Source organism: Kocuria sp. CPCC 205231, assembly GCF_040980965.1.
GTDB lineage: Bacteria > Actinomycetota > Actinomycetes > Actinomycetales > Micrococcaceae > Kocuria > Kocuria rosea.
Genome location: NZ_JAVKPP010000004.1, coordinates 38,368 through 57,976 on the forward strand (window position 1 = coordinate 38,368; position 19,609 = coordinate 57,976).

The window sequence follows — 19,609 nt, forward strand, 5'->3', positions numbered from 1 at the left end:
TCTGTCACAAGTGCAAACAGGTTGCACAGGCAGCACATCTCATCGCTGTGCATGCAAGTGCGAGTGCAAACGACTGCCATCGCGGCACCTGAAGTTACGGGGTGGTACTTAATGAACGGGAACATCCGCCGATCGGGGGACGGGCGCGGCCGGACTCGTCCCCCCAAGTGGTGACACGGGAATCCACACATTCACAGATTCGCAACAGGAAACACAGCTCGATTCCGTCCTGCCTGTGAAGCGCACCACATCCTGACGTGGCCGGATGTGATCGCCCGCCCTCGTGCGGGGGACAACCGCGGCGAGCCGGTGCCCGGCCCCCGCTCGGGGGACACCGGCACCGGGACCGGGGACAAGAACGCCGGCCGGGGACGGCAGAACGCCCGGCCGGAGAACCGGCCGGGCGTTCAGCGGGTGGCGAGGGGTCAGCGGGTGACCCAGGTCCGCTTCGTGATCGAGGACCAGTGCACGGTGTAGCCGTTCGAGAACCGCTGGCGCACCTCGGAGCCGTACCGGTACTCGTCGGTGCTCGGGTAGCCGTAGCCCCGCTCGTAGCCGGCGGACTTCCAGCGCTGGCCGATCGCGCTGTTCTCCTTCACGGCCTTCGCACCGGTCCGGGGGCTCCAGAGGACCTTGTGCACGGTGGCCCCGCTGCGGAACACCTGGTAGGCGCCGCCGCCGGTGAGTCCGCCGCGCTCCGGGCTGCTGGGGTAGCCGTAGCCGCGCTCGTGCCCGGCGGCGGCGAACTTCTGGCCGATGGCGCTGTTGAAGCGCACCGGCCAGGCGCCGGTGGGGGCGCTCCAGTAGAAGGTGGTGCTCCTGGCGAAGCTCTGCAGGGCGCCGCCGCCCACCAGGCCGCCGCGCTCGTTCATGGTGGGGGCGCCGAACACGGCGGCCCCGCCCAGCGCGCGGTACTGGTTGCCGATCCCGCCGCGCACCGTGTACCCGGCGGAGGTGATCGGGGCGGTGGGGGGCTTGGGCGCCGCGACCGTGCCCACCGTGGAGCGGGTGTCCGCGGGGGCCTGGCCGGCGGCGTAGCCGTAGGAGTTCACGGTGCCGACCAGCTTCCAGCCCTGCTTGTTCCCGGACAGCTGCCCGTCCACGTAGGTCAGGCCGATGCCGATGACCGTCATCCTCGGGTCGGTCAGCACCTTGTTGTGCGCCTTCGAGCCCTTCCACCAGTTCATGAGCTCGGTGACGGTGCCCTGCCAGGACACGGAGTGGATCTCGCCGACGGCGTTCCAGTTCCCGGCGCGCTCGTCCTTCCAGAAGTCGTCGGTGTGGTCGATGACCTCCTCGCGGACCAGGCGGGTGGACTGCTCCTGGCCGATCTTGGAGAGCGTGGCCGAGTACTTGACCGGGGCGAGGCCCTTGGCCTTGCGGTGGGCGTTGATCAGGTCCAGCAGCCGCTGGGTGTCGGCCGAGCGGGTGCTCGTGGAGACGTTGACGATGTCCGAGGTCGCCGCGGCGGCGGGGGCCGCCGCGAGCATCCCGGTGGCGGGGACCGCCAGGGCGAGGGCCGCCGCGGTGAGCGCCAGGCGGCCGGTGGTGCGGGGGCGCGCGGGGGCGCGGTGCTTGGCGGTGTTCATCGGGTGGCCCAGGTCCTCTTCGTGGTGGTGGAGTAGTGCACGGTGAAGTTCTTGGAGAACTTCTGGCGGACCTCGGTGCCGTAGCGGTACTCGCCGGTGGTCGGGTAGCCGTAGCCGCGCTCGGAGCCTGCGGCCTTCCACTCCCGGCCGATCGCGCTGTTCTCCTTCACGGCGTGGGCGCCGGAGGCGGAGCTCCAGAGGATCTTGTGGACGTCGTTGCCGCGCCGGAACAGCTGGTAGGAGCCGCCGTTGACCAGGCCGCCGATCTCGGGGGTGGAGGGGTAGCCGTAGCCGCGCTCGTAGCCGCCGCGCTTCCACGCCGCGCCGATCCCGCTGGTCTCCCGGACGGGCTGGGCGCCGGTGGCCGGGCTCCACAGGACCTTGTTCACGGCGCCGCCGCTGCGGAACACCTGGTAGGCGCCGCCGCCGGTGAGGCCCGTGATCTCGCGGGTGGACGGGTAGCCGAAGCCGTTCTCGTAGCGGTTCGCCGTGAACTTCCGGCCGATGGCGCCGTTGAAGTTCACGGGCCACGCCCCGGTGGGGGAGCTCCAGTAGAAGGTGGAGTTCTTGGAGAACCGCTGGTACACGCCGCCGTTGACCAGGCCGCCGCGCTCGTTCATGGTCGGGGTGCCGAAGACGGAGGATCCGCCGAGGGCCCGGTACTGGTTGCCGATGCCGCCCTTGACCACGTATCCGGCGGGGGACACCTGGGTGGGGGTCCCGGTCGGGGTGCCGGCCGGTGCCCGGCCGCCCATCGGCTTGTAATAGCGGTTGCGCACCAGGTCCTGGAGCTGCGCGGTGCTGCCGCGGAAGGCGTTGGCGTCGATCCGCTCGGTGAACCCGGCGTCGGTGTACTGCCAGAAGTCGTAGGTGGACCAGGCGCTGGGCACCCGGGGTGCCGTGGTCTCGTAGGCAGCGATGTGCAGGGGGTGGTCGTTGAACGCACTGGTGTTGCCGGTGCAGTCCTGCCACCAGTAGTAGTTCGTGTAGATGGCCGGCACCCTCCCGGTGCGGGCCTTGTACCGGTTGGAGAAGTCGCGGATCCAGCTGACCATCTCGGACTGGCTGAAGTTGTAGCAGTGGTTGCCGTAGAGCGAGCGGTAGGGGTTGTCCTCCAGGTCCAGCAGGCCCGGCAGGGTCCGGCCGTCCGCGGACCAGCCGCCGCCGTTGTTGATGAAGTAGTCCGCCTGCTTCGCGCCCGAGGAGTCCCGGGTGGGGATCGCGAAGTGGTACCCGCCGCGGTGCATGCCCACGGCGCCCGCGCCGGCGTACTGCTGCTGGAACAGGCTGTTGCGGATGCTGTCGCCCTCGGAGGTCTTGACGTAGGCGAAGCGCGAGCCCTGGTTCCACAGGCTGGACCAGTTCAGGGACGGCTGCCAGTTGGAGACGTCGGTGCCCTTGATGCCGCTGGGGGCCCAGGACGCGGCGGCGCCGAGGGACTCGGCCGACGCGACCCCCGCGACGGCCTCCTCCGCGGTGTCGCCGTCCGCCGCGCCGGCAGCGGCGCCGGCGTCGTCGTCGGTGTCCGTGGCGCCGGAGAGCTCCTCGGCGGTGCGGGCGGAGGAGGCGGCCATCTGCTCGAAGTGGCTCTCGGACTTGGCCCACTGGCCCATCACGGCGCCGCCGTGGGGGTCGCCCGCGGCCGGCTGCGTGCCGGCGCGCGCCGGGTCGGGGAGAACGGCCTCGCCGGTGGTCGCGTCCACCAGGGTGGAGACGATCTCGCCGTCGGACTCCACGACCTTGGAGACCAGGTTGCCCTGCCGCTCCTCGGAGAGGGTGGTCGATCGGGTGGTGGCGGCCTCTTCCAGGGCCGCGACCGGGGTCAGTGTGGTGATGGCCAGCACCGCCGCCGTGAGGGCGGCAGGCAGCGTCAGTCGGGGGGTTGCTTTCACGCTGGAACGCCTAACTCGCATGGATCGTTGGGGGGAACGACTCGTGCAAGGCCATCGGGATGGGGGGAAGATCCTCAGAGCCACGACGAGTATAAAGGCGCGTTTGCATAAACAATCAATAACGATGGGCCGTGTTACGCACCCGTACCTCTCTGGCCGTAGTGATTCTGTCCGCTGGGTGCGTTGCGGGGGCCGCGCGCCGGGGAACGACGACGACGGACCCGGCGCGCCCGGATCCCGTCGGCGGCGCGATCCCGGTGGGTGGGCGAAGACCCAGCTCAGGACCCGGTGCCGGATACGATGAACCGGACTCGACCCCCCAGAGGAGAACCATGGCCCCCACGCGCATCCTGACGGTCTGCACGGGCAACGTGTGCCGCTCGCCCATGGCGGCGGTCGAGCTCGACCACGGCCTCAACGAGATCTCGCCCGGCGGCTTCGAGGTGACGAGCGCCGGGATGCACGCGCTGGTGGACGAGGGCTTCGAGCAGCGGGTGGGCAGGCTGGCCCAGGACCGCGGCCTGGAGGCCGCCGCCGCGCACCGGGCCCGGCAGGTCACCCCGGACGTGCTGAAGGACATCGACCTGGTGCTCGTGATGGCCCGGGAGCACACCCAGCCGGTGCTCCAGCAGTCACCGCGGCTGCTGAAGAAGGTCTTCACCCTGCGGGAGTTCGCCCGGATCCTGCAGTACCTCTCCACCGACCCGGAGCTCGACCGCGCGGTGCCGTCCGACCGTGCCGAGCGCTGGGCCTGGCTGGTCCAGCAGGCGCCGCGGCTGCGGCAGCGGGTGCCGGTGCGCCACCCCGAGCGCAACGACGTGATCGACCCCTACCGCCAGGAGGACGCTGTGCTCCAGCAGATGGCGGACGAGTTGTTCGAGGCCACGGACGCGATCCTCGCCTTCGAACGCCGCTACGCGGAGCCCGCGCCGGTGGCAGAGTAGTACTGCGTCAGGTGTGTTTTGCGCGGGTGCCTGTTCCACCCGGGTGGGGCGCCTTGTGGGGCGGGGAGTCCTGCACCGACCGCGCGGACGTTCAGTCCTGACCGAACCTCTGCTGGGCCGCTTGGCGCGTCGTGTCGAGAGCGGAACCGATCAAGGCCCAGGAGTCGCCGGCCGCACGGGCGGCCTTCACCGCCTCCCGCAGTTCGTTCTCCGCCTCGGTGATGTGCTGCCGAGCGGCCAGGATGCGCCGGAAGTGCACGGCGTCACGAGCGGGGTGCGACGACACGTCGAGCTCGTCCAGTCCTGTGCGGTCGTGCGCGGTTGCGATATCCATGGAATTCCACCTCATCTCAAATAGTCGTAGAACTTCGGTCTGAGCAGATCGGCGTGGATGATCCTCGTCGGTTCTCCGGCTGGTACGGCGACCAGCTCGAGGAGCCTGCCGTGTTGGTCGGGCCCGATGACCAGGAGGCGGTCTTCGCCCTGGTACTCGTACTCGACCAGACGGATCGCATTTACCCACGCGTGCTCGATGTCGGCGTCGTCGATGCCGTGCTTCCGCGCGGATCCCCGAACCTCCATTTCTCCAATGTGCCGGACCGCCCCGGGCGTGTCAAGATGAAATTGACGCCAACCGCCATGGTGGGCGCGCTCCGCCGCCGCGGGCTGGTGACGAGAAGGACGAACGGGCACGTCACACGCCTGTTCGCTGCTTGACCGATGAACGGGACCGGTTCCTTAATGGAGCTCAGGTCGGCCACGCCTGCGAGGAGAACCCGTTCCCGGTCCCGTGGACGATGACCGGGTGCTGCACTGATCATTCGCGAGGAGTTCCTGATGGCCGCTGACCGAGCACTCCCGGAGGACTTCCACGCGCTGTACGACGCCGGCGTCCGGAACGCCCGTGGCACCGCGCCGCCGGCTGCTCCGGCTCCTGGGTCGCCGGGCCACCTCCGAATGGACGCGCAGCTCGGCGACCTGGAGGTGGACTACGACCAGGCGACCGCGCTGCCGAACCGCATCGCACGGCGGGCCCCGGCCGCCGGGCTGTCGGGGGAGGCGGGCGCATCGCCGGAGGAGACCGTCCAGCGCTTCGTCACCGAGCACGGCGACCTGTGGCGGCTGTCCGAGGCGGACGCGCAGGGCGTCACCATCGTGTCGGTGAGCGGACGGGGGCTGCGCACGGTGCAGCTCGTGCAGCGGGCCGACGGCCTGGAGGTCTTCAACTCCGAGGCGACGGCGGCCATCGGACCGGACGGCGACGTGATGTCCGTGGCCGGCCAGTTCTTTCCCGGCGCCGCGCAGGCGGCCGATGCCCGCGCGGCCAGCACCACCACCGGCGTCACCACGGCGGAGGAGGCGATCGCGGTGGCGGCGTTCGACCTGACCGGGGTCGAGTACCCCGCCACGGCCTTCACCGGGACGAGCACGGCGAGCGCGGCGAGCGCCGAGGACGCCGGGGGTACTGAGACCGGCGACACCGCCGGTGGCGGCTACCGGTTCTACCGCTTCACCGAACCGGCCGGCGCCGAGCCGACCGACACCGAATCGGCTGGCACCGAACTGGCCGGCGCCGGGCGGCCGGCGTTCGAGCGGGAGGTCCGGGTGAAGGACGTGCTGTTCCCGCTGGGGGAGGAGCAGTTCACCCCCGGCTACTACCTGGAGCTCTGGCTCGAGGGCTTCCCGGCGTTCAGCTATGTGATCGACGCGCTCGGGGAGCCGGAGGTGCTGTTCCGGAAGAACCTGCGGGCGGACGCCGCCTTCACCTACCGGGTGTTCAACACGGGGGACGCGCTGTTCCGCCCCGAGGACGGGCCGGCGCCCGGGTCGCCGCACCCGACCGGGCGCCCGGACGGGTTCCAGGCCGCCACCATCCCCGACCGGCTGGTCACGCTCGAAAGCCTGCTCCCGGGCGCCCCGTGGCTGCCCGAGGGCGCCACGAGCACCCGCGGCAACAACTGCATCGCCTACGCGGACGTGAAAGCCCCGGACGGGAGCAGCTCCGGCGACGTGGACGGCCGGACCACCGGGTCCCGCACTTTCGACCACGCCTACGACCACGCCCGGCCCGCGAGCGACCCCACCAACCTGCAGGCCAGCGTCGTCGGGATGTTCTTCCACGTGAACTGGCTGCACGACCGCTGGTACGAGGCAGGCTTCGACGAGGCGGCCGGCAACGCCCAGCAGGTGAACCTCACGGGGGCCGGCCTCGGCGGGGATCCGATCCTGGCCGAGGGCAACGACTTCAGCGGCACCGACAACGCCAACATGCAGACCCCGGCCGACGGCGCCAGCCCGCGGATGCAGATGTACGAGTTCCGCGGCGTGGCCCCGCTCCCGTCCCGCACCAGCAACTTCGACGCGCTGATCACCTACCACGAGCTGGGTCACTACATCACCAATCGTCTCGTCGGCAACGCCACCGGGCTGGCCAACCAGCAGGGCCGGGCGATGGGCGAGGGCTGGGGCGACTTCTTCGCGATCACCATGACCTCCCAGGACACCGACGACTTCGGCACCGGCGCCTTCCCCGCCGGAGGGTGGACCGACCTCACCCCCACCTTCACGGACAACTACTACTTCTCGATCCGCCGCTACCCCTACTCGGCGGACCTGGGCAAGAACCCGCTGACGTTCAAGCACATCAGCAACGGGGTGGTGCTCCCGGCCGGCCCGCCGCGCCGTCCGCACGGCGGCGGGCCGAACAGCGAGGTGCACAACGCCGGCGAGGTCTGGTGCGCGGCCCTGTGGGAAGTGTTCGTCAACCTCGTGGCCGCCCACGGCCACGCCGAGGCCGAGCGCCGCGTGCTCGAGTACGTGGTCGGCGGGCTCAAGCTCACGCCCGGCATGCCGACCTTCACGCTCGCGCGGGACGGCATCGTCACCGCCGTCGCCGCCCTGAACCCCGGGGACCTCGGCGCGGTGTGGCGCGGTTTCGCCAAGCGCGGCCTGGGCGCTGGCGCCGTGTCCCCGCCCAGCACCTCCACGTCGCTCGCGGGCGTGGTCGAGAGCTTCAGCACGCCGTAGGAGGCGCACCATGACGGCCCTCCGCTTCGACCTGGGGAAGACACCGGGGAACGACGACGTGCCCCGCGGCGCGGCGCCGGACCCGCTGCGGGCACTGACCGTCGCGGCCGCGGACGCCGGCGCGGCCTGGACGCGGCTCGGCCACACGCTCCTGGTGACCGGGGCGCCGGCCCAGCTGGAGCGGACGGCCGCCGGCCGCGCTCCCGCGGAGCGGATCGGGGTCCCCGCCGCCCGCCTGCACCTGGTGATCCAGAACGGCCGCCAGTTCCAGCAGGCCCACCCCGGGGTCCCGGTCCTGATCGACCGGGGACGGTACCTCGTCGTCGACCTCGACCCCGCCGAGGCCGGGAGGTTCGTCGAGCCGTCCGAGCGGCACCTTCCCTGCTTCGGCGTCCGCCCTCTGCCGGCCGACACCGTGGTGTTCGAGCAACGGCCACCGGCGCCCGCACGGGCGCGGGGCGCGACGGAGCCGATGGCGGCGGTCTCCCACGACGCCTTCGCGGCGGACCTGCGCGCGCTCGCCGGGCTCCGGACGCGGCACTCGGCGAGCCCCGAATTTGGCACCGTCCTCGACTGGGCGGAGGGCGTCCTGAGCGGCCTGGGCTTCGCGACCCGGACCCAGACGGTGGCGCTCCACGGCGGGAGCACGCAGAACCTCGTTGCCGAGCGACCGGGACGCGGCGGCGACGGCCGGGCGGTGCTCGTCACGGCGCACCTCGACTCGATCAACGTCCGGGACGGTGCCGGCGCCCCCGCCCCGGGCGCCGACGACAACGGGTCCGGCGCCGCCGGGGTGCTCGCCGTCGCCGGGGCGCTGCGGGACCATCCCGGCGCCCGCGACCTGCGGCTCGTCCTCTTCGGGGGTGAGGAGCAGGGACTGTTCGGCAGCCGCCACTATGTGGCGGAGCTGGACCAGGCGGCCCGCGAGCGCATCCACTCGGTGGTGAACATGGACATGATCGCGTCCCGGAACACGCCCGCGGCCACGGTGCTGCTCGAGGGCGCCGCCGTGTCCCAGGCCGTGCTGGAGGAGCTGGCCGCTGCGGCGCAGGCGCACACCGGCTTGACCGTGCAGACCAGTCTGCTGCCCTTCAACAGCGATCACGTGCCGTTCCTCGACGCCGGCATCCCCGCCGTGCTCACGATCGAGGGGGCCGACGGCGCCAACGACCGCATCCACACCGCCGGCGACACCCTGGAGCACGTCGACCACGACCTCGCCCTCGAGATCCTGCGGATGAACGTCGCCTACCTCGTCCAGGCCCTCGGGCGGGCGTGAGCCAGGACCGGCGCAGCTGGAACGCTCCGCTCAGGCGCCCACGTAGGCCGCGAGGTGCTCGCCCGTGAGCGTGGAGCGGGCGGCGACGAGCTCGGCGGGGGTGCCCTCGAAGACGATCCGGCCGCCGTCGTGGCCGGCGCCGGGGCCGAGGTCGATGATCCGGTCCGCGTGGGCCATGACCGCCTGGTGGTGCTCGATGACGATGACCGACTTGCCGGAGTCGACCAGCCGGTCGAGCAGGCCGAGCAGCTGCTGCACGTCGGCGAGGTGCAGACCTGTGGTCGGCTCGTCGAGGACGTAGACGCCGCCCTTCTTGCCCAGGTGGGTGGCCAGCTTGAGCCGCTGGCGCTCGCCGCCGGAGAGCGTGGTGAGCGGCTGGCCGAGGCTCACATAGCCCAGTCCCACGTCGGCGAGCCGGTGCAGGATCGCGTGGGCGGCCGGGGTGCGCGCGTCGCCGGCGCCGAAGAACTCCTCGGCCTCCTCGACCGGCATGGCGAGCACGTCGGCGATGTTCCGCCCGCCCAGGGTGTACTCGAGTACCGCGGCCTGGAACCGCCTGCCCTCGCACTCCTCGCACGTGGTGGCCACCCCGGCCATCATCACCAGGTCGGTGTAGATGACGCCGGCGCCGTTGCAGGCCGGGCAGGCGCCCTCCGAGTTGGCGCTGAACAGCGCCGGCTTCACCCCGTTGGCCTTGGCGAAGGCCTTGCGGATCGGGTCCAGCAGTCCCGTGTAGGTGGCCGGGTTGCTGCGGCGGGAGCCGCGGATGGCGCCCTGGTCGATCGAGACCACGTCCTCCCGCCCGAGCACCGAGCCGGTGATCAGCGAGCTCTTGCCGGAGCCGGCCACCCCGGTCAGCACCGTGAGCACACCGAGCGGGATGTCGACGTCGACGGACCGCAGGTTGTGGGTGTCGGCGCCGCGCACCTCCAGGACTCCGGTGGGGGTGCGCACAGTGGTCTTCAGGGCGGCGCGGTCGTCCAGGTGCCGCCCGGTGAGGGTGTCCCCGGCGCGCAGTCCGGCCACGGTGCCCTCGTAGCAGACGGTGCCGCCGGCGGTGCCGGCGCCGGGGCCGAGGTCGACCACGTGGTCGGCGATCGCGATGGTCTCCGGCTTGTGCTCGACGACCAGCACGGTGTTGCCCTTGTCCCGCAGCCGCAGCAGGAGCCCGTTCATCCGCTGGATGTCGTGCGGGTGGAGTCCGATGGTCGGCTCGTCGAAGACGTAGGTGACGTCGGTGAGCGAGGAGCCGAGGTGGCGGATCATCTTGGTGCGCTGGGCCTCGCCGCCGGAGAGCGTGCCCGAGGACCGGCTCAGCGAGAGGTAGCCGAGCCCGATCTCCACGAAGGAGTCGAGGGTCTCGCCGAGGGCGGTGAGCAGCGGTGCCACGGACGGCTCGTGCAGGTCGCGCACCCACGCGGCGAGGTCGCTGATCTGCATCGCGCAGGCGTCGGCGATGTTGATCCCCCGGATCTTGGAGGAGCGGGCGGCCGCGCTGAGCCGGGTGCCGCCGCACTCGGGGCACGCGGTGAACGTCACGGCCCGCTCCACGAAGGCGCGGATGTGCGGTTGCAGCGCGGCCACGTCCTTGGACAGGAAGGACTTCTGCATCCGGGGGATCAGGCCCTCGTAGGTGAGGTTGATGTTGTCGACCTTGATCTTGGTCGGCTCCCGGTGGAGCAGGTCGTGCAGCTCGGTCTCGGTGTAGTCGCGGATCGGCTTGTCCGGGTCGAGGAACCCGGAGCCGCCGTAGATCCGGCCGTACCAGCCGTCCGCGCTGTAGCCGGGGATCGTCAGCGCGCCCTCGTTGAGGGATTTGGAGTCGTCGTAGAGCTGGGTCAGGTCGAAGTCGTTGACCTGACCCATGCCTTCGCAGCGCGGGCACATGCCGCCGGTGATGGAGAAGCTGCGCCGCTCCTTGACGGTCTTCCCGCCGCGCTCCATGGTCACCGCACCCGCGCCGCTGATCGAGGCGACGTTGAAGGAGAACGCCTTCGCCGTGCCGATGTGGGGTTGCCCGAGGCGGCTGAAGAGGATCCGCAGCATCGCGTCCGCGTCGGTGGCGGTGCCCACGGTGGAGCGGACGTTGGCGCCCATCCGTTCCTGGTCCACGATGATCGCGGTGGTGAGCCCGTCGAGGACGTCGACGTCGGGCCGGGCCTGCGTGGGCATGAAGCCCTGCACGAAGGTGCTGTAGGTCTCGTTGATCAGCCGCTGCGACTCCGCGGCGATCGTGCCGAACACCAGGGAGCTCTTGCCGGAGCCTGAGATGCCGGTGAACACGGTGAGCCGGCGCTTCGGGAGCTCCACGCTGATGTTCCGGAGGTTGTTCTCGCGCGCACCCTGGACGCGGATCAGGTCGTGGCTGTCGGCCACGTGCGGCGCAGGGGAGTGCGGGTCCTGGCTCGGGGGTGTGCTCATCGTGTCTCCATCCCTGGGGCGCCGGCGTCAGGACTCCCGACGACGCGGCCCGGTTCGATCCGACCGGTTCCGAGCTTACGTCCGGCCCGCCCGCCGCTCGAGGATTCGGCGCCGCCGACAGCGGAGCCGCTCAGGGCGGAGCCGCGCACAGCAGAAACGGGTTCCGCTCGAGGGAGCCCGGGTCCACGCTGGGCCCATGAACACCACCACCGCACCACCCAGAACCCCGATCGACGACGAGCTCGCCTCCCGACTGCTGGAGCAGCGCATCATCGTGCTGGGCGCCGAGCTGGACCAGGCCACCGGCAACCGGCTGTGCACGCAGCTGCTGCTGCTCTCCGCCCAGGACCCGCGCCGGGACATCAGCCTCTGGATCAACTCCCCGGGCGGCTCCGTCCCGGCCATGCTCGCGATCATGGACGTCATGCGGATCATCCCCAACGACGTGTCCACCCTGGCCATGGGGCTGGCCTGCAGCGCTGGGCAGTTCCTGCTCTCGGCCGGCACCCCCGGCAAGCGCAGCGCCCTGCCGCACGCCCGGATCCTGCTGCACCAGGGCTCGGCCGGGATCGGCGGCACGGCAGTGGACATCGCCATCCAGGCCGAGGACCTGCGCCACACCCGGGACACCGTGCTCGGGCTCATCGCCGAGCACACCGGTCAGCCGCTCGAGCGGATCGTGGCCGACTCCCAGCGGGACCGCTGGTTCACCGCCGAGGAGGCCCTCGCCTACGGCTTCGTGGACCGGGTCATCGCCGGGCTCGACGACGTGCGGCCCCGCTCCGCCACCACGGCCGCCGCGGGGGTGGGGTCATGAGCGGCTACGCCGTGCCCTACGTCGTCGAACGCACACCGAACGGTGAGCGCAGCATGGACGTCTTCAGCCGGCTGCTGGTGGAGCGGATCGTCTACCTCGGCACCGAGATCGACGACGGCGTCGCCAACGTCCTGATCGCCCAGCTGCTCTACCTGGACTCCTACGGCTCCGATCAGCCGATCGGCTTCTACATCAACTCCCCGGGCGGCTCCACCACGGCGATGCTCGCCGTCTACGACGCCATGCAGCACGTGGCCGCGCCCGTGGAGACCACCTGCGTGGGCCAGGCGGCCTCGGCCGCGGCGGTGCTGCTGGCGGCCGGCGCCCCGGGGCGGCGCTCGGTGCTGCCCCATGCCCGGGTGGTGCTGCACCAGCCGGCCGCGCAGGGCCAGGGTACCATCCCGGACCTCATCCTCGAGGCCGAGGAGATCGCCCGCACCCGGGAGCAGCTGGAGCAGGTGCTCGCCCGGCACACCGGGCGCACCCCGGAGCAGATCCGGGCGGACACCGACCGGGACCTGGTGCTCACCGCCGAGGAGGCGGTGGCCTACGGGGTGGCCGACCGGGTCGTGACCCCGCGCGAGGTCCGGGCCCGGTGAGACGGGCTGGACCAGGGGAGAGCGCTCAGACGGCCAGGGCCACCGGCCCGGCCAGGCAGACCGGACCGCCCGGCACGGCACGGGCGGTCGGGGCGCTGTCGAGCAGCACCCCGGTGGTCCCCTCGGTGAGATCGACCAGGTTCAGCCCCAGGGCACCGACCACCGCGGCGATGATCTCCGAGGAGGGGTCCTTCACCCCGCGCTCGATCTCGGAGAGGTACTGCGTGGAGACCCCGGAGACGCGGGCCACCTGCGCCAGCGTCAGCCCCTGCGCCAGGCGGTGGCGGCGCAGGAACATCCCCAGCACGGACCGCCACAGCGGGTCCACGGGCGCCCGCGGCGCGGCACGCTCCCTCGGCGCGGGTGACGGGAGATAGGCCGGCGACGAAACGGATGTGGGGCGGACCACGCTGCTCATGGGCTCATGGTAGATCCGCCCCGGGCCGAGAGCGCCGCCGCTCTGCTGTGAGCAGACGACGCCGTGGGCGTCAGGTCGGGGAGCACGCAGCCTATTGACCGGCAACCAATTGGTTGCCTAACCTGGTGGCGTGGACATCGTGTTCCAGGCCCTGGCCCATCCCGCGCGGCGGGTCCTCCTCGAGGAGCTCGCCGCGCGGGATGACCAGAGCCTCTTCGAGCTCACCGTGCGGCTCATCAACGACCACGGCCTGGCCATGACCCGCCAGGCCGTGACCAAGCACCTGGCCGTGCTGCGCGAGGCCGGCCTGGTGACCACCACCGTCCAGGGGCGCACCACGGTGCACCACCTGGACACCTCCCCGCTCACCGACGCGCGGCAGTGGATGGACTCCCTGCCGCCCCCGCCGAAGGACACGCCGTGATCATCACCTACGCCTCCGTCTTCGTGGACGACCAGCAGAAGGCCCTGGAGTTCTACACCGACAAGCTCGGCTTCCAGCTCAAGGTCGACGTGCCGACCGGCCCCTACCGGTGGCTGACCGTCGTCTCACCCCAGGCCCCGGACGGCGTGCAGCTGCTGCTGGAGCCCTCCGAGCACCCGGCCGTCCATCCCTTCAAGGAGGCGCTGGTGTCCGACGGCATCCCGTTCAACAGCTTCGGGGTCGAGGACGTGCAAGCCGAGTACGAGCGGCTCACCGCCCTGGGCGTGCGCTTCGTGCAGGAGCCGACCGCGATGGGCCCGGTCACCACCGCGGTGCTCGACGACACCTGCGGCAACCTCATCCAGATCGCCCACCTGAACGACCCGGAGGCGCATGACGTGTAGTGAGTGGACCGCTGGCTGATATTCGCAACGCACATGGGTGGCTGACCCTTGGTTGCCAATAGTTAAATCACTTCGCCCGAAATGCGGCGACGGCTGGTGGCCTGTCGGGTGTCGGTATCGGCGGTTCGTCTGCAATCGAGTAGCAGTAGTACCGTAATAGCCGTATTGACTTCCTCCTCACCCTGGCGGGTGCGGATTCCTACGCGGCCGCTCGTGTGCGGTCCGTTCGGTGGGTTCCTGCTTCGCTGGGGTTTGCGCACGCGAGCGTACGTCTGACATCCCCTCCACAGGCGTTTAGGGTCTCCGCCAGCCCGGCGGCGACCATGATATTCACAGCAGCGTTGTAGTCTCGGTCCAGCCGCGCGCCGCACGTTTCACACGTCCAGATGCGAATGTGTAAAGGCTTGATGCCGTCCTTCACTCCACACACGGAACATACCTGGCTGGTGGGCTCCCATCGATCGATGCGTACCACTGTGCGCCCGTGCGCGATGGCTTTCTCTTCAACAAGCCGCTGGAGCGTGCCCCACCCGGCGTCGTGAATAGACTTGCCCATCCGTGTCCGAACCAGAGCGACAATGCTCAATGTCTCCAGGGCGACCGTTTGGTTCTCACGGACGAGTCGGAGAGCGAGCTTGTGGTGGTGATCCAGTCTTGTCTCGCGCACCTTCCGGTGCAGCACGGCAACTCGATGGCGGGCTTTTTCTCGATTGTGGGATCCTTTCTGTTTGCGGCATAGGGCGCGTTGGGCTTGAGCGAGTCGCCGTTCCTTTAACCGGAGCCACTTCGGGTTCCCGACCTTTTCCCGCGAGCCGTCCGAGCAGGTGATGGCGGCGAGGTCAGTGAGACCGACGTCGACTCCCGCAACTCTTTCGATTGGGGGCAGAGGTGCGGAACGTGGCGTTTGCACCACGAATGAAAGGAAGTACCGGCCATCGGCCTCCAGGATGACCGTCACCGATGATGGGGCTGAGGGCAAAGGGCGAGAAGAAGCGAACCGAACTCGCCCGACCTTCTGCAAGTTGATGTGACCGACTCCGTCGGACGATTGCTGCAGTTTCAAGAGAGCGTTCCCAGTGAAGCGGGCAGATTGTTTGCCACGCCTGGTCTTGAACCTTGGAGCCCCGACCTTTTTGTTTTTCTGCTTCTTGGCGAGCGCGGCGAAGTAATTCCGATATGCCTTGTCTGCATCCCGGAGAGACTGCTGGAGCGCAACGCTGGACACCTCCGCCAGCCACGCTCGTTGCGGAGTGCGTTTCGCCTCCGTAAGCAGCCGCCTTGAAAGCTCTCCAGCGGTGGGAAATGGTTCACCGTTGCGCCAGGCGGTCTTACGGGCCGCAATCACGTCGTTGTAGACGACTCGGGTGCAACCGAATACCCGGGCAAGGCGGTTGACCTGGTCCCCAGTGGGATAAGCGCGGTATCTGTAACGCTTGAACACACTCAAAACCATAGGCAGGGCCTCAGACATCTTTAATGCTGTATCGATAGCCCGGAGGACGCCTGGAGCTGCCGACGGGCTGAGCGTGCCCTACCGATGACCGACCGTCCCGATGACCGCCCGTCATCTCACCGCGAACTGAGGAGGGGCGCCGCTACTGCTCGAGCTTTCGGACTACCCGGGAGCTCACCCGTTCACAGGAGCACTGATGGACGACAGCACCCAGTTCAACTGTTTCGGCGTGGAGGACACACAGGCTTGGCGCGAGCGTCGCACCGCCGTGGGCGTGCGCTTCGTGCAGGAGCCGACCGTGACGGACCCGGTCACCACCGCGGTGCTCGACGACATCTGCGGCAACCTGATCCAGATCGCCCACCTGAACGACCCGGAGGCGGCCGGGCCGTAGGGCCGGCGCAGTCCGGACAACGACGAAGGGGCCCCTCCCGCAGGAGGCGCCCCTTCAACGTTAGGGTCGGCGTTCGGCCCGGGTCAGTGCCCCGTGGACGTGGACCCGGTGGAGGTGCCGGACCGGCCCCAGGCCTCGAGCCCGAAGGTCTCGTGCTCGGCAGAGCCCGGGACATCCGTTTGCACCTGAGCGGTGAGCTTCGGCGCGGGCGCCGCGTCCTCGGCAGCAGGAGCCGTCGGCTCCTGCTGCTTCCGGGGAGTGGCAGGCGCTTGGGACTCGATGGACTCCGGGCGCAGCGCCGTGCCCCACGGCTGGGCGGCCGGCGCGGGGACGACCGGCTGCGCGCCGGTTCCCGGCGCCGCCTTCTCGTCCGAGTTCGCGTAATAGGATTTGCCATAGTATCCGTAATAGCCAGCGTCCGCGCCGGTGGTGGGCACCCGGTTGAGCACCACGCCCAGCACGTTACCGCGAACCTGGTGCAGGTTCTCCAGGGCCTTGGACAGCTCGTCCGTGGTGGTCCGCTGGGCGGTGGCCACGATGAGAGCACCGTCGGCGGAGGCCGTGAGCAGCGCGGCGTCGGTGACCGGCAGCAGCGGGGGAGCGTCCACCAGGACCAGCGCGTCTTCGGCGAGGGTCTCCAGCATGGTGTGCATGGCCTTCGAGGACAGCAGCTCCGTGGGGTTCGGCGCGGTCTTCCCGGCGCCGAGCACCTGCAGGTTGGGGAACGTGTCGTAGGTCTGGAGGACTTCCTCCACCTGCACCTGCCCGGTCAGCACGTCGGTGACGCCCACGCCGGCCACGAGCCCGAAGAGATCGGTCATCACCGGGCGTCGGAGGTCGCCGTCCACGACGACGACGTTGCGCCCCGTCGAGGCGATGGCCACCGCCAGGTTCGCCGTGATCGAGGACTTGCCCTCACCCGGCAGGGACGAGGTCACCACGATCATCTTCGGCGGGTTGTCCACGGAGACGAAGCTGAGGTTGGTGCGTAGCTCGCGCAGGGCCTCGGCGAACTCGTGGTGGCCGCGGCCGGCGGAGATGCCGGTCTCGACGATCGCGCGGTGGTCGGACAGCCGGTCGTCCGTGGGGATGACACCCAGGACCGAAACGCCGAAGCCGTCGCGGATCTCCTCGACCGATTTGATGCGGCGGTCCATCTTGTACCGGGCGAAGGCGTAGAGCAGACCCAGCCCGAGACCGCCCACGAAGCCGAGGGCCAGGTTGAGCTTCAGGTTCGGCGAGGACGGCGCCAGCGGCAGGGAGGCGTTGCTCAGCGGCTGGACGGCCACGCGGTTGATCGCGTCCTCGTCGCCCTGGCTCTCGAGCTCCTGGACCTGACCGGCCAGCGCCACGACCCAGGCGTTGGCCAGGTCGGCCGCCTCCGTCGGGTCCTCGGCGTCGGCGGTGATGCGCAGCTCTGGGGTGTCCACGGGGACGTCCGTGGTGATGCGCGGCAGCACCTCCTCCGGCGTGACGTCGAGATCGAGTTCGTCGATCACCGACTCTGCGACCGGCCGGGACGTGGCCAGCGACTCGTATGACACGGCCTTGGACTGCGCCAGGTTGTTGCCGGCCAGCGCGCTGGCCAGGTCCTGCTCACCGGTGGCGACGACCAGGCCGGACGCGGTGGCCGAGTAGATCTTCGGCTGGATCAGTGTCCAGCCGAGCGCCAGCAGAGTGCACAGCAGCGTGATCAGCGTGATGGCCCGCCAGTGCGTGCGCACGAGCCGGAGGAGATCCCGTGCATCGAGAGCGGGGGCTTCCCGCTCTGCGTCAAGGTGCTCCATGGTTCTCCTCGGGATCGGCTCGGGGGTGGGGGGAGGGGTAGAAGTCACTCGCGGATGCCGTCCTGGTGTTCGCGGAACCACTCGACGGTGGACCGGAGGCCCTCTTCGAGCGGGATCCGGGCGGTCCAGCCGGCGGCGGCCAGCTTGGAGACGTCCATGAGCTTGCGGGGGGTGCCGTCGGGCTTGGTGGTGTCCCACTCGATGCGGCCCTCGTAGCCCACGGCCTCGGCGACGAGCCCGGCGAGGTCCTTGATGGTGACGTCGGTGCCGGTGCCCACGTTGACGTGGGAATCCCCGTCGTAGTGCTCGAGCAGGTGCAGGCAGGCCTCGGCCATGTCATCGACGTGCAGGAACTCCCGCAGCGGGGAGCCGGTGCCCCAGTTGGTCACCGACTCCGCGCCGGTAATGCGGGCTTCTTCGTAGCGGCGGATCATGGCCGGCAGGACGTGGGAGCCGGTGGGGGAGAAGTTGTCCCCGGGCCCGTAGAGGTTGGTGGGCATTGCGGAGATCCAGGGCAGCCCGTACTGGCGGCGGACGGCCTGGATCTGGAGGATCCCGGCGATCTTGGCGATCGCGTAGGCGTCGTTGGTGGGCTCGAGATGCCCGGTGAGCAGGTATTCCTCCTTCAGCGGCTGCGGCGCCAGCTTCGGGTAGATGCAGGAGGACCCCAGGAACAGGACCCGCTCCACCTCGTGTTCCAGGGCGGCGTCGAGGACGTTGACCTGGATCCGGAGGTTCTCCGAGAGGAAGTCCACCGGGTAGGTGTTGTTGGCCAGGATCCCGCCGACCTTAGCCGCGGCCAGCACCACGTAGCGGGGCTTGGCCTCGGCGAAGAAGGTGAACACCGCGTCGCGGTCCTTGAGATCCAGCTCGGAGGACGTGCGGCCGATGAGGCCGGTGAAGCCCTCGGCCTGGAGCCGGCGCCAGATGGCGGATCCGACCAGGCCGCGGTGACCGGCCACGTAGAACGGGGCGGTGCGGTCCAGCGGGCCGGGGGTGAACGAGGCGGTCGCGTCGGCGGTCTTCTCGGTGGTGTCTGCTGTCATGGTGGGGTCCTCCGTCACTTGGCCCAGGAGGCCAGGTCGACGGTGTCGATCCAGGCGTCGTTCTCGAGCAGGGCGATGTCGGCGTCGACCATCAGCCGCGCCAGTTCGGGGGCCTTGACGGTGGCTTCCCAGCCGAGCTTGTCCTTGGCCTTGGCGGGGTCCCCGATCAGGGCGTCGACCTCGGTGGGGCGCAGGTAGCGCTCGTCGAACTCGACGTGCTCGCGCCAGTCCAGGCCGGCGTGGTCGAAGGAGATCTCCAGGAACTCCCGCACCGTGCACGGGTGCCCGGTGGCGAGCACGAAGTCCTCGGGCTCGTCAGCCTGGAGCATCCGCCACATGCCCTCGACGTACTCGGCGGCGTAGCCCCAGTCACGGATGGCCTGGAGGTTGCCCATGTAGAGCTTCTCCTGCTGCCCGGCCTTGATCGCGGCCACAGCCCGGGTGATCTTGCGGGTCACGAAGGTCTCGCCGCGGCGGGGGGACTCGTGGTTGAAGAGGATCCCGTTGACCGCGTACATGTCGTAGGCCTCGCGGTAGTTCTTGGTGATCCAGTAGGAGTAGATCTTCGCCGCCCCGTAGGGGGAGCGGGGGTAGAAGGGGGTGTCCTCGTGCTGCGGGGGCGGGGTGGCGCCGTAGAGCTCGCTGGTGGAGGCCTGGTAGTAGCGGGCGTCCACGTTGGCCAGGCGCATCGCCTCGAGCAGCCGCACGGTACCCAGGCCGGTGGTGTCCCCGGTGTGCTCGGGCTCCTCGAAGGAGACCTTCACGTGGGACTGGGCGGCGAGGTTGTAGACCTCGTCCGGGCGGATCTGCGCCATCAGCGTCACCAGCCGGGAGCCGTCGGAGAGGTCGCCGTAGTGCAGGAACAGCTTGGCGTCAGCTTCGTGCGGGTCCGTGTAGAGGTGGTCGATCCGGTGGGTGTTGAAGGTCGAGGCGCGGCGGATCAGCCCGTGGACCTCGTAGCCCTTGGCGAGCAGCAGCTCCGCCAGGTAGGAGCCGTCCTGACCGGTGATCCCGGTGATGAAAGCCTTCTTGGGGGTGGCGTGCATGATCGTCCTTCGGGGGGAGAGGGCGTGGGCCGTTGAGGGGACAGCTTTATGCTAGTGAATGAATGGGCA

18 protein-coding genes are annotated in these 19,609 nt (G+C 70.0%); 9 read left to right on the forward strand and 9 right to left on the reverse strand.

Features of this window, described 5'->3' with window-relative positions:
• Nucleotides 1-425 precede the first annotated feature (425 nt).
• Nucleotides 426-1,589: a CAP domain-containing protein gene (locus RF640_RS04870; RefSeq protein ID WP_095650415.1), complete on the reverse strand. Its 1,164-nt coding sequence runs from the start codon at nt 1,587-1,589 to the stop codon at nt 426-428.
• Nucleotides 1,586-3,481, reverse strand: a complete 1,896-nt coding sequence (locus RF640_RS04875; protein WP_368826838.1) for a GH25 family lysozyme — start codon at nt 3,479-3,481, stop codon at nt 1,586-1,588. Before RF640_RS04875 ends, RF640_RS04870 begins: the two co-directional genes overlap by 4 nt.
• A 332-nt stretch (nt 3,482-3,813) precedes the next feature.
• Here RF640_RS04875 and RF640_RS04880 point away from each other — a divergent pair, with 332 nt between their 5' ends.
• A complete protein-coding gene (locus tag RF640_RS04880; protein ID WP_095650413.1) occupies nt 3,814-4,425 on the forward strand; it encodes a low molecular weight phosphatase family protein in 612 nt (203 codons plus the stop codon).
• 91 nt (nt 4,426-4,516) lie between these two features.
• Here RF640_RS04880 and RF640_RS04885 read toward each other — a convergent pair whose 3' ends face one another.
• The gene (locus RF640_RS04885; RefSeq protein WP_095650412.1) at nt 4,517-4,759 is read right to left on the reverse strand and encodes a hypothetical protein; all 243 of its coding nucleotides are present in this window, start codon (nt 4,757-4,759) and stop codon (nt 4,517-4,519) included.
• Nucleotides 4,760-4,812: 53 nt separating this feature from the next.
• On the opposite strand from RF640_RS04885, the gene RF640_RS04890 reads away from it, so the two are divergent.
• The 3 genes from RF640_RS04890 (at nt 4,813) to RF640_RS04900 (ending at nt 8,731) form a co-directional block, all read left to right on the forward strand.
• Nucleotides 4,813-5,142 carry a hypothetical protein gene (locus tag RF640_RS04890; protein ID WP_167508901.1) on the forward strand — a complete coding sequence of 110 codons (330 nt, stop codon included), beginning with the start codon at nt 4,813-4,815 and terminating at the stop codon, nt 5,140-5,142.
• 120 nt (nt 5,143-5,262) lie between these two features.
• On the forward strand, nt 5,263-7,452 hold the full coding sequence (locus RF640_RS04895) for a M36 family metallopeptidase (RefSeq protein ID WP_368826841.1): 2,190 nt from the start codon (nt 5,263-5,265) through the stop codon (nt 7,450-7,452).
• Nucleotides 7,453-7,462: 10 nt separating this feature from the next.
• Nucleotides 7,463-8,731: a M28 family metallopeptidase gene (locus RF640_RS04900; protein ID WP_368826843.1), complete on the forward strand. Its 1,269-nt coding sequence runs from the start codon at nt 7,463-7,465 to the stop codon at nt 8,729-8,731.
• A 30-nt stretch (nt 8,732-8,761) separates the two neighbouring features.
• On the opposite strand, the gene RF640_RS04905 is transcribed toward RF640_RS04900, so the two are convergent.
• Nucleotides 8,762-11,152, reverse strand: a complete 2,391-nt coding sequence (locus RF640_RS04905) for an ATP-binding cassette domain-containing protein (protein ID WP_368826845.1) — start codon at nt 11,150-11,152, stop codon at nt 8,762-8,764.
• Between the two features lie 196 nt (nt 11,153-11,348).
• Between RF640_RS04905 and RF640_RS04910 the strand changes: the two genes are divergently transcribed.
• Both RF640_RS04910 and RF640_RS04915 read left to right on the forward strand, forming a co-directional pair.
• Nucleotides 11,349-11,969, forward strand: coding sequence for a ClpP family protease (locus tag RF640_RS04910; RefSeq protein ID WP_017832348.1), 621 nt, complete (start codon nt 11,349-11,351; stop codon nt 11,967-11,969).
• Nucleotides 11,966-12,568, forward strand: a complete 603-nt coding sequence (locus RF640_RS04915) for a ClpP family protease (protein ID WP_368826847.1) — start codon at nt 11,966-11,968, stop codon at nt 12,566-12,568. Before RF640_RS04910 ends, RF640_RS04915 begins: the two co-directional genes overlap by 4 nt.
• A 25-nt stretch (nt 12,569-12,593) precedes the next feature.
• On the opposite strand, the gene RF640_RS04920 is transcribed toward RF640_RS04915, so the two are convergent.
• Nucleotides 12,594-12,986, reverse strand: coding sequence for a helix-turn-helix domain-containing protein (locus RF640_RS04920; RefSeq protein ID WP_368826849.1), 393 nt, complete (start codon nt 12,984-12,986; stop codon nt 12,594-12,596).
• A gap of 130 nt (nt 12,987-13,116) precedes the next feature.
• Between RF640_RS04920 and RF640_RS04925 the strand changes: the two genes are divergently transcribed.
• Nucleotides 13,117-13,410, forward strand: a complete 294-nt coding sequence (locus RF640_RS04925; protein ID WP_368826851.1) for an ArsR/SmtB family transcription factor — start codon at nt 13,117-13,119, stop codon at nt 13,408-13,410.
• A complete protein-coding gene (locus RF640_RS04930) occupies nt 13,407-13,814 on the forward strand; it encodes a VOC family protein (RefSeq protein WP_368826853.1) in 408 nt (135 codons plus the stop codon). The genes RF640_RS04925 and RF640_RS04930 overlap by 4 nt, the downstream gene beginning before the upstream one ends.
• A 199-nt stretch (nt 13,815-14,013) precedes the next feature.
• Here the strand turns inward: RF640_RS04930 and RF640_RS04935 are convergent, their stop codons facing one another.
• On the reverse strand, nt 14,014-15,285 hold the full coding sequence (locus RF640_RS04935) for an RNA-guided endonuclease InsQ/TnpB family protein (protein ID WP_368826855.1): 1,272 nt from the start codon (nt 15,283-15,285) through the stop codon (nt 14,014-14,016).
• 178 nt (nt 15,286-15,463) lie between these two features.
• Between RF640_RS04935 and RF640_RS04940 the strand changes: the two genes are divergently transcribed.
• Nucleotides 15,464-15,661, forward strand: a complete 198-nt coding sequence (locus RF640_RS04940) for a hypothetical protein (RefSeq protein WP_368826857.1) — start codon at nt 15,464-15,466, stop codon at nt 15,659-15,661.
• A gap of 83 nt (nt 15,662-15,744) precedes the next feature.
• Here the strand turns inward: RF640_RS04940 and RF640_RS04945 are convergent, their stop codons facing one another.
• From RF640_RS04945 to gmd, 3 genes are read right to left on the reverse strand one after another with little or no spacing between them, the layout of a single operon-like run.
• Nucleotides 15,745-17,448 (reverse strand): polysaccharide biosynthesis tyrosine autokinase, encoded by a 1,704-nt coding sequence (locus RF640_RS04945; protein WP_368826858.1) that lies wholly within the window; start codon nt 17,446-17,448, stop codon nt 15,745-15,747.
• A gap of 44 nt (nt 17,449-17,492) precedes the next feature.
• Nucleotides 17,493-18,494 (reverse strand): GDP-L-fucose synthase family protein, encoded by a 1,002-nt coding sequence (locus RF640_RS04950; protein WP_368826860.1) that lies wholly within the window; start codon nt 18,492-18,494, stop codon nt 17,493-17,495.
• A gap of 14 nt (nt 18,495-18,508) precedes the next feature.
• A complete protein-coding gene (gene gmd / locus RF640_RS04955) occupies nt 18,509-19,540 on the reverse strand; it encodes a GDP-mannose 4,6-dehydratase (RefSeq protein ID WP_368826862.1) in 1,032 nt (343 codons plus the stop codon).
• Nucleotides 19,541-19,609: the final 69 nt, after the last annotated feature.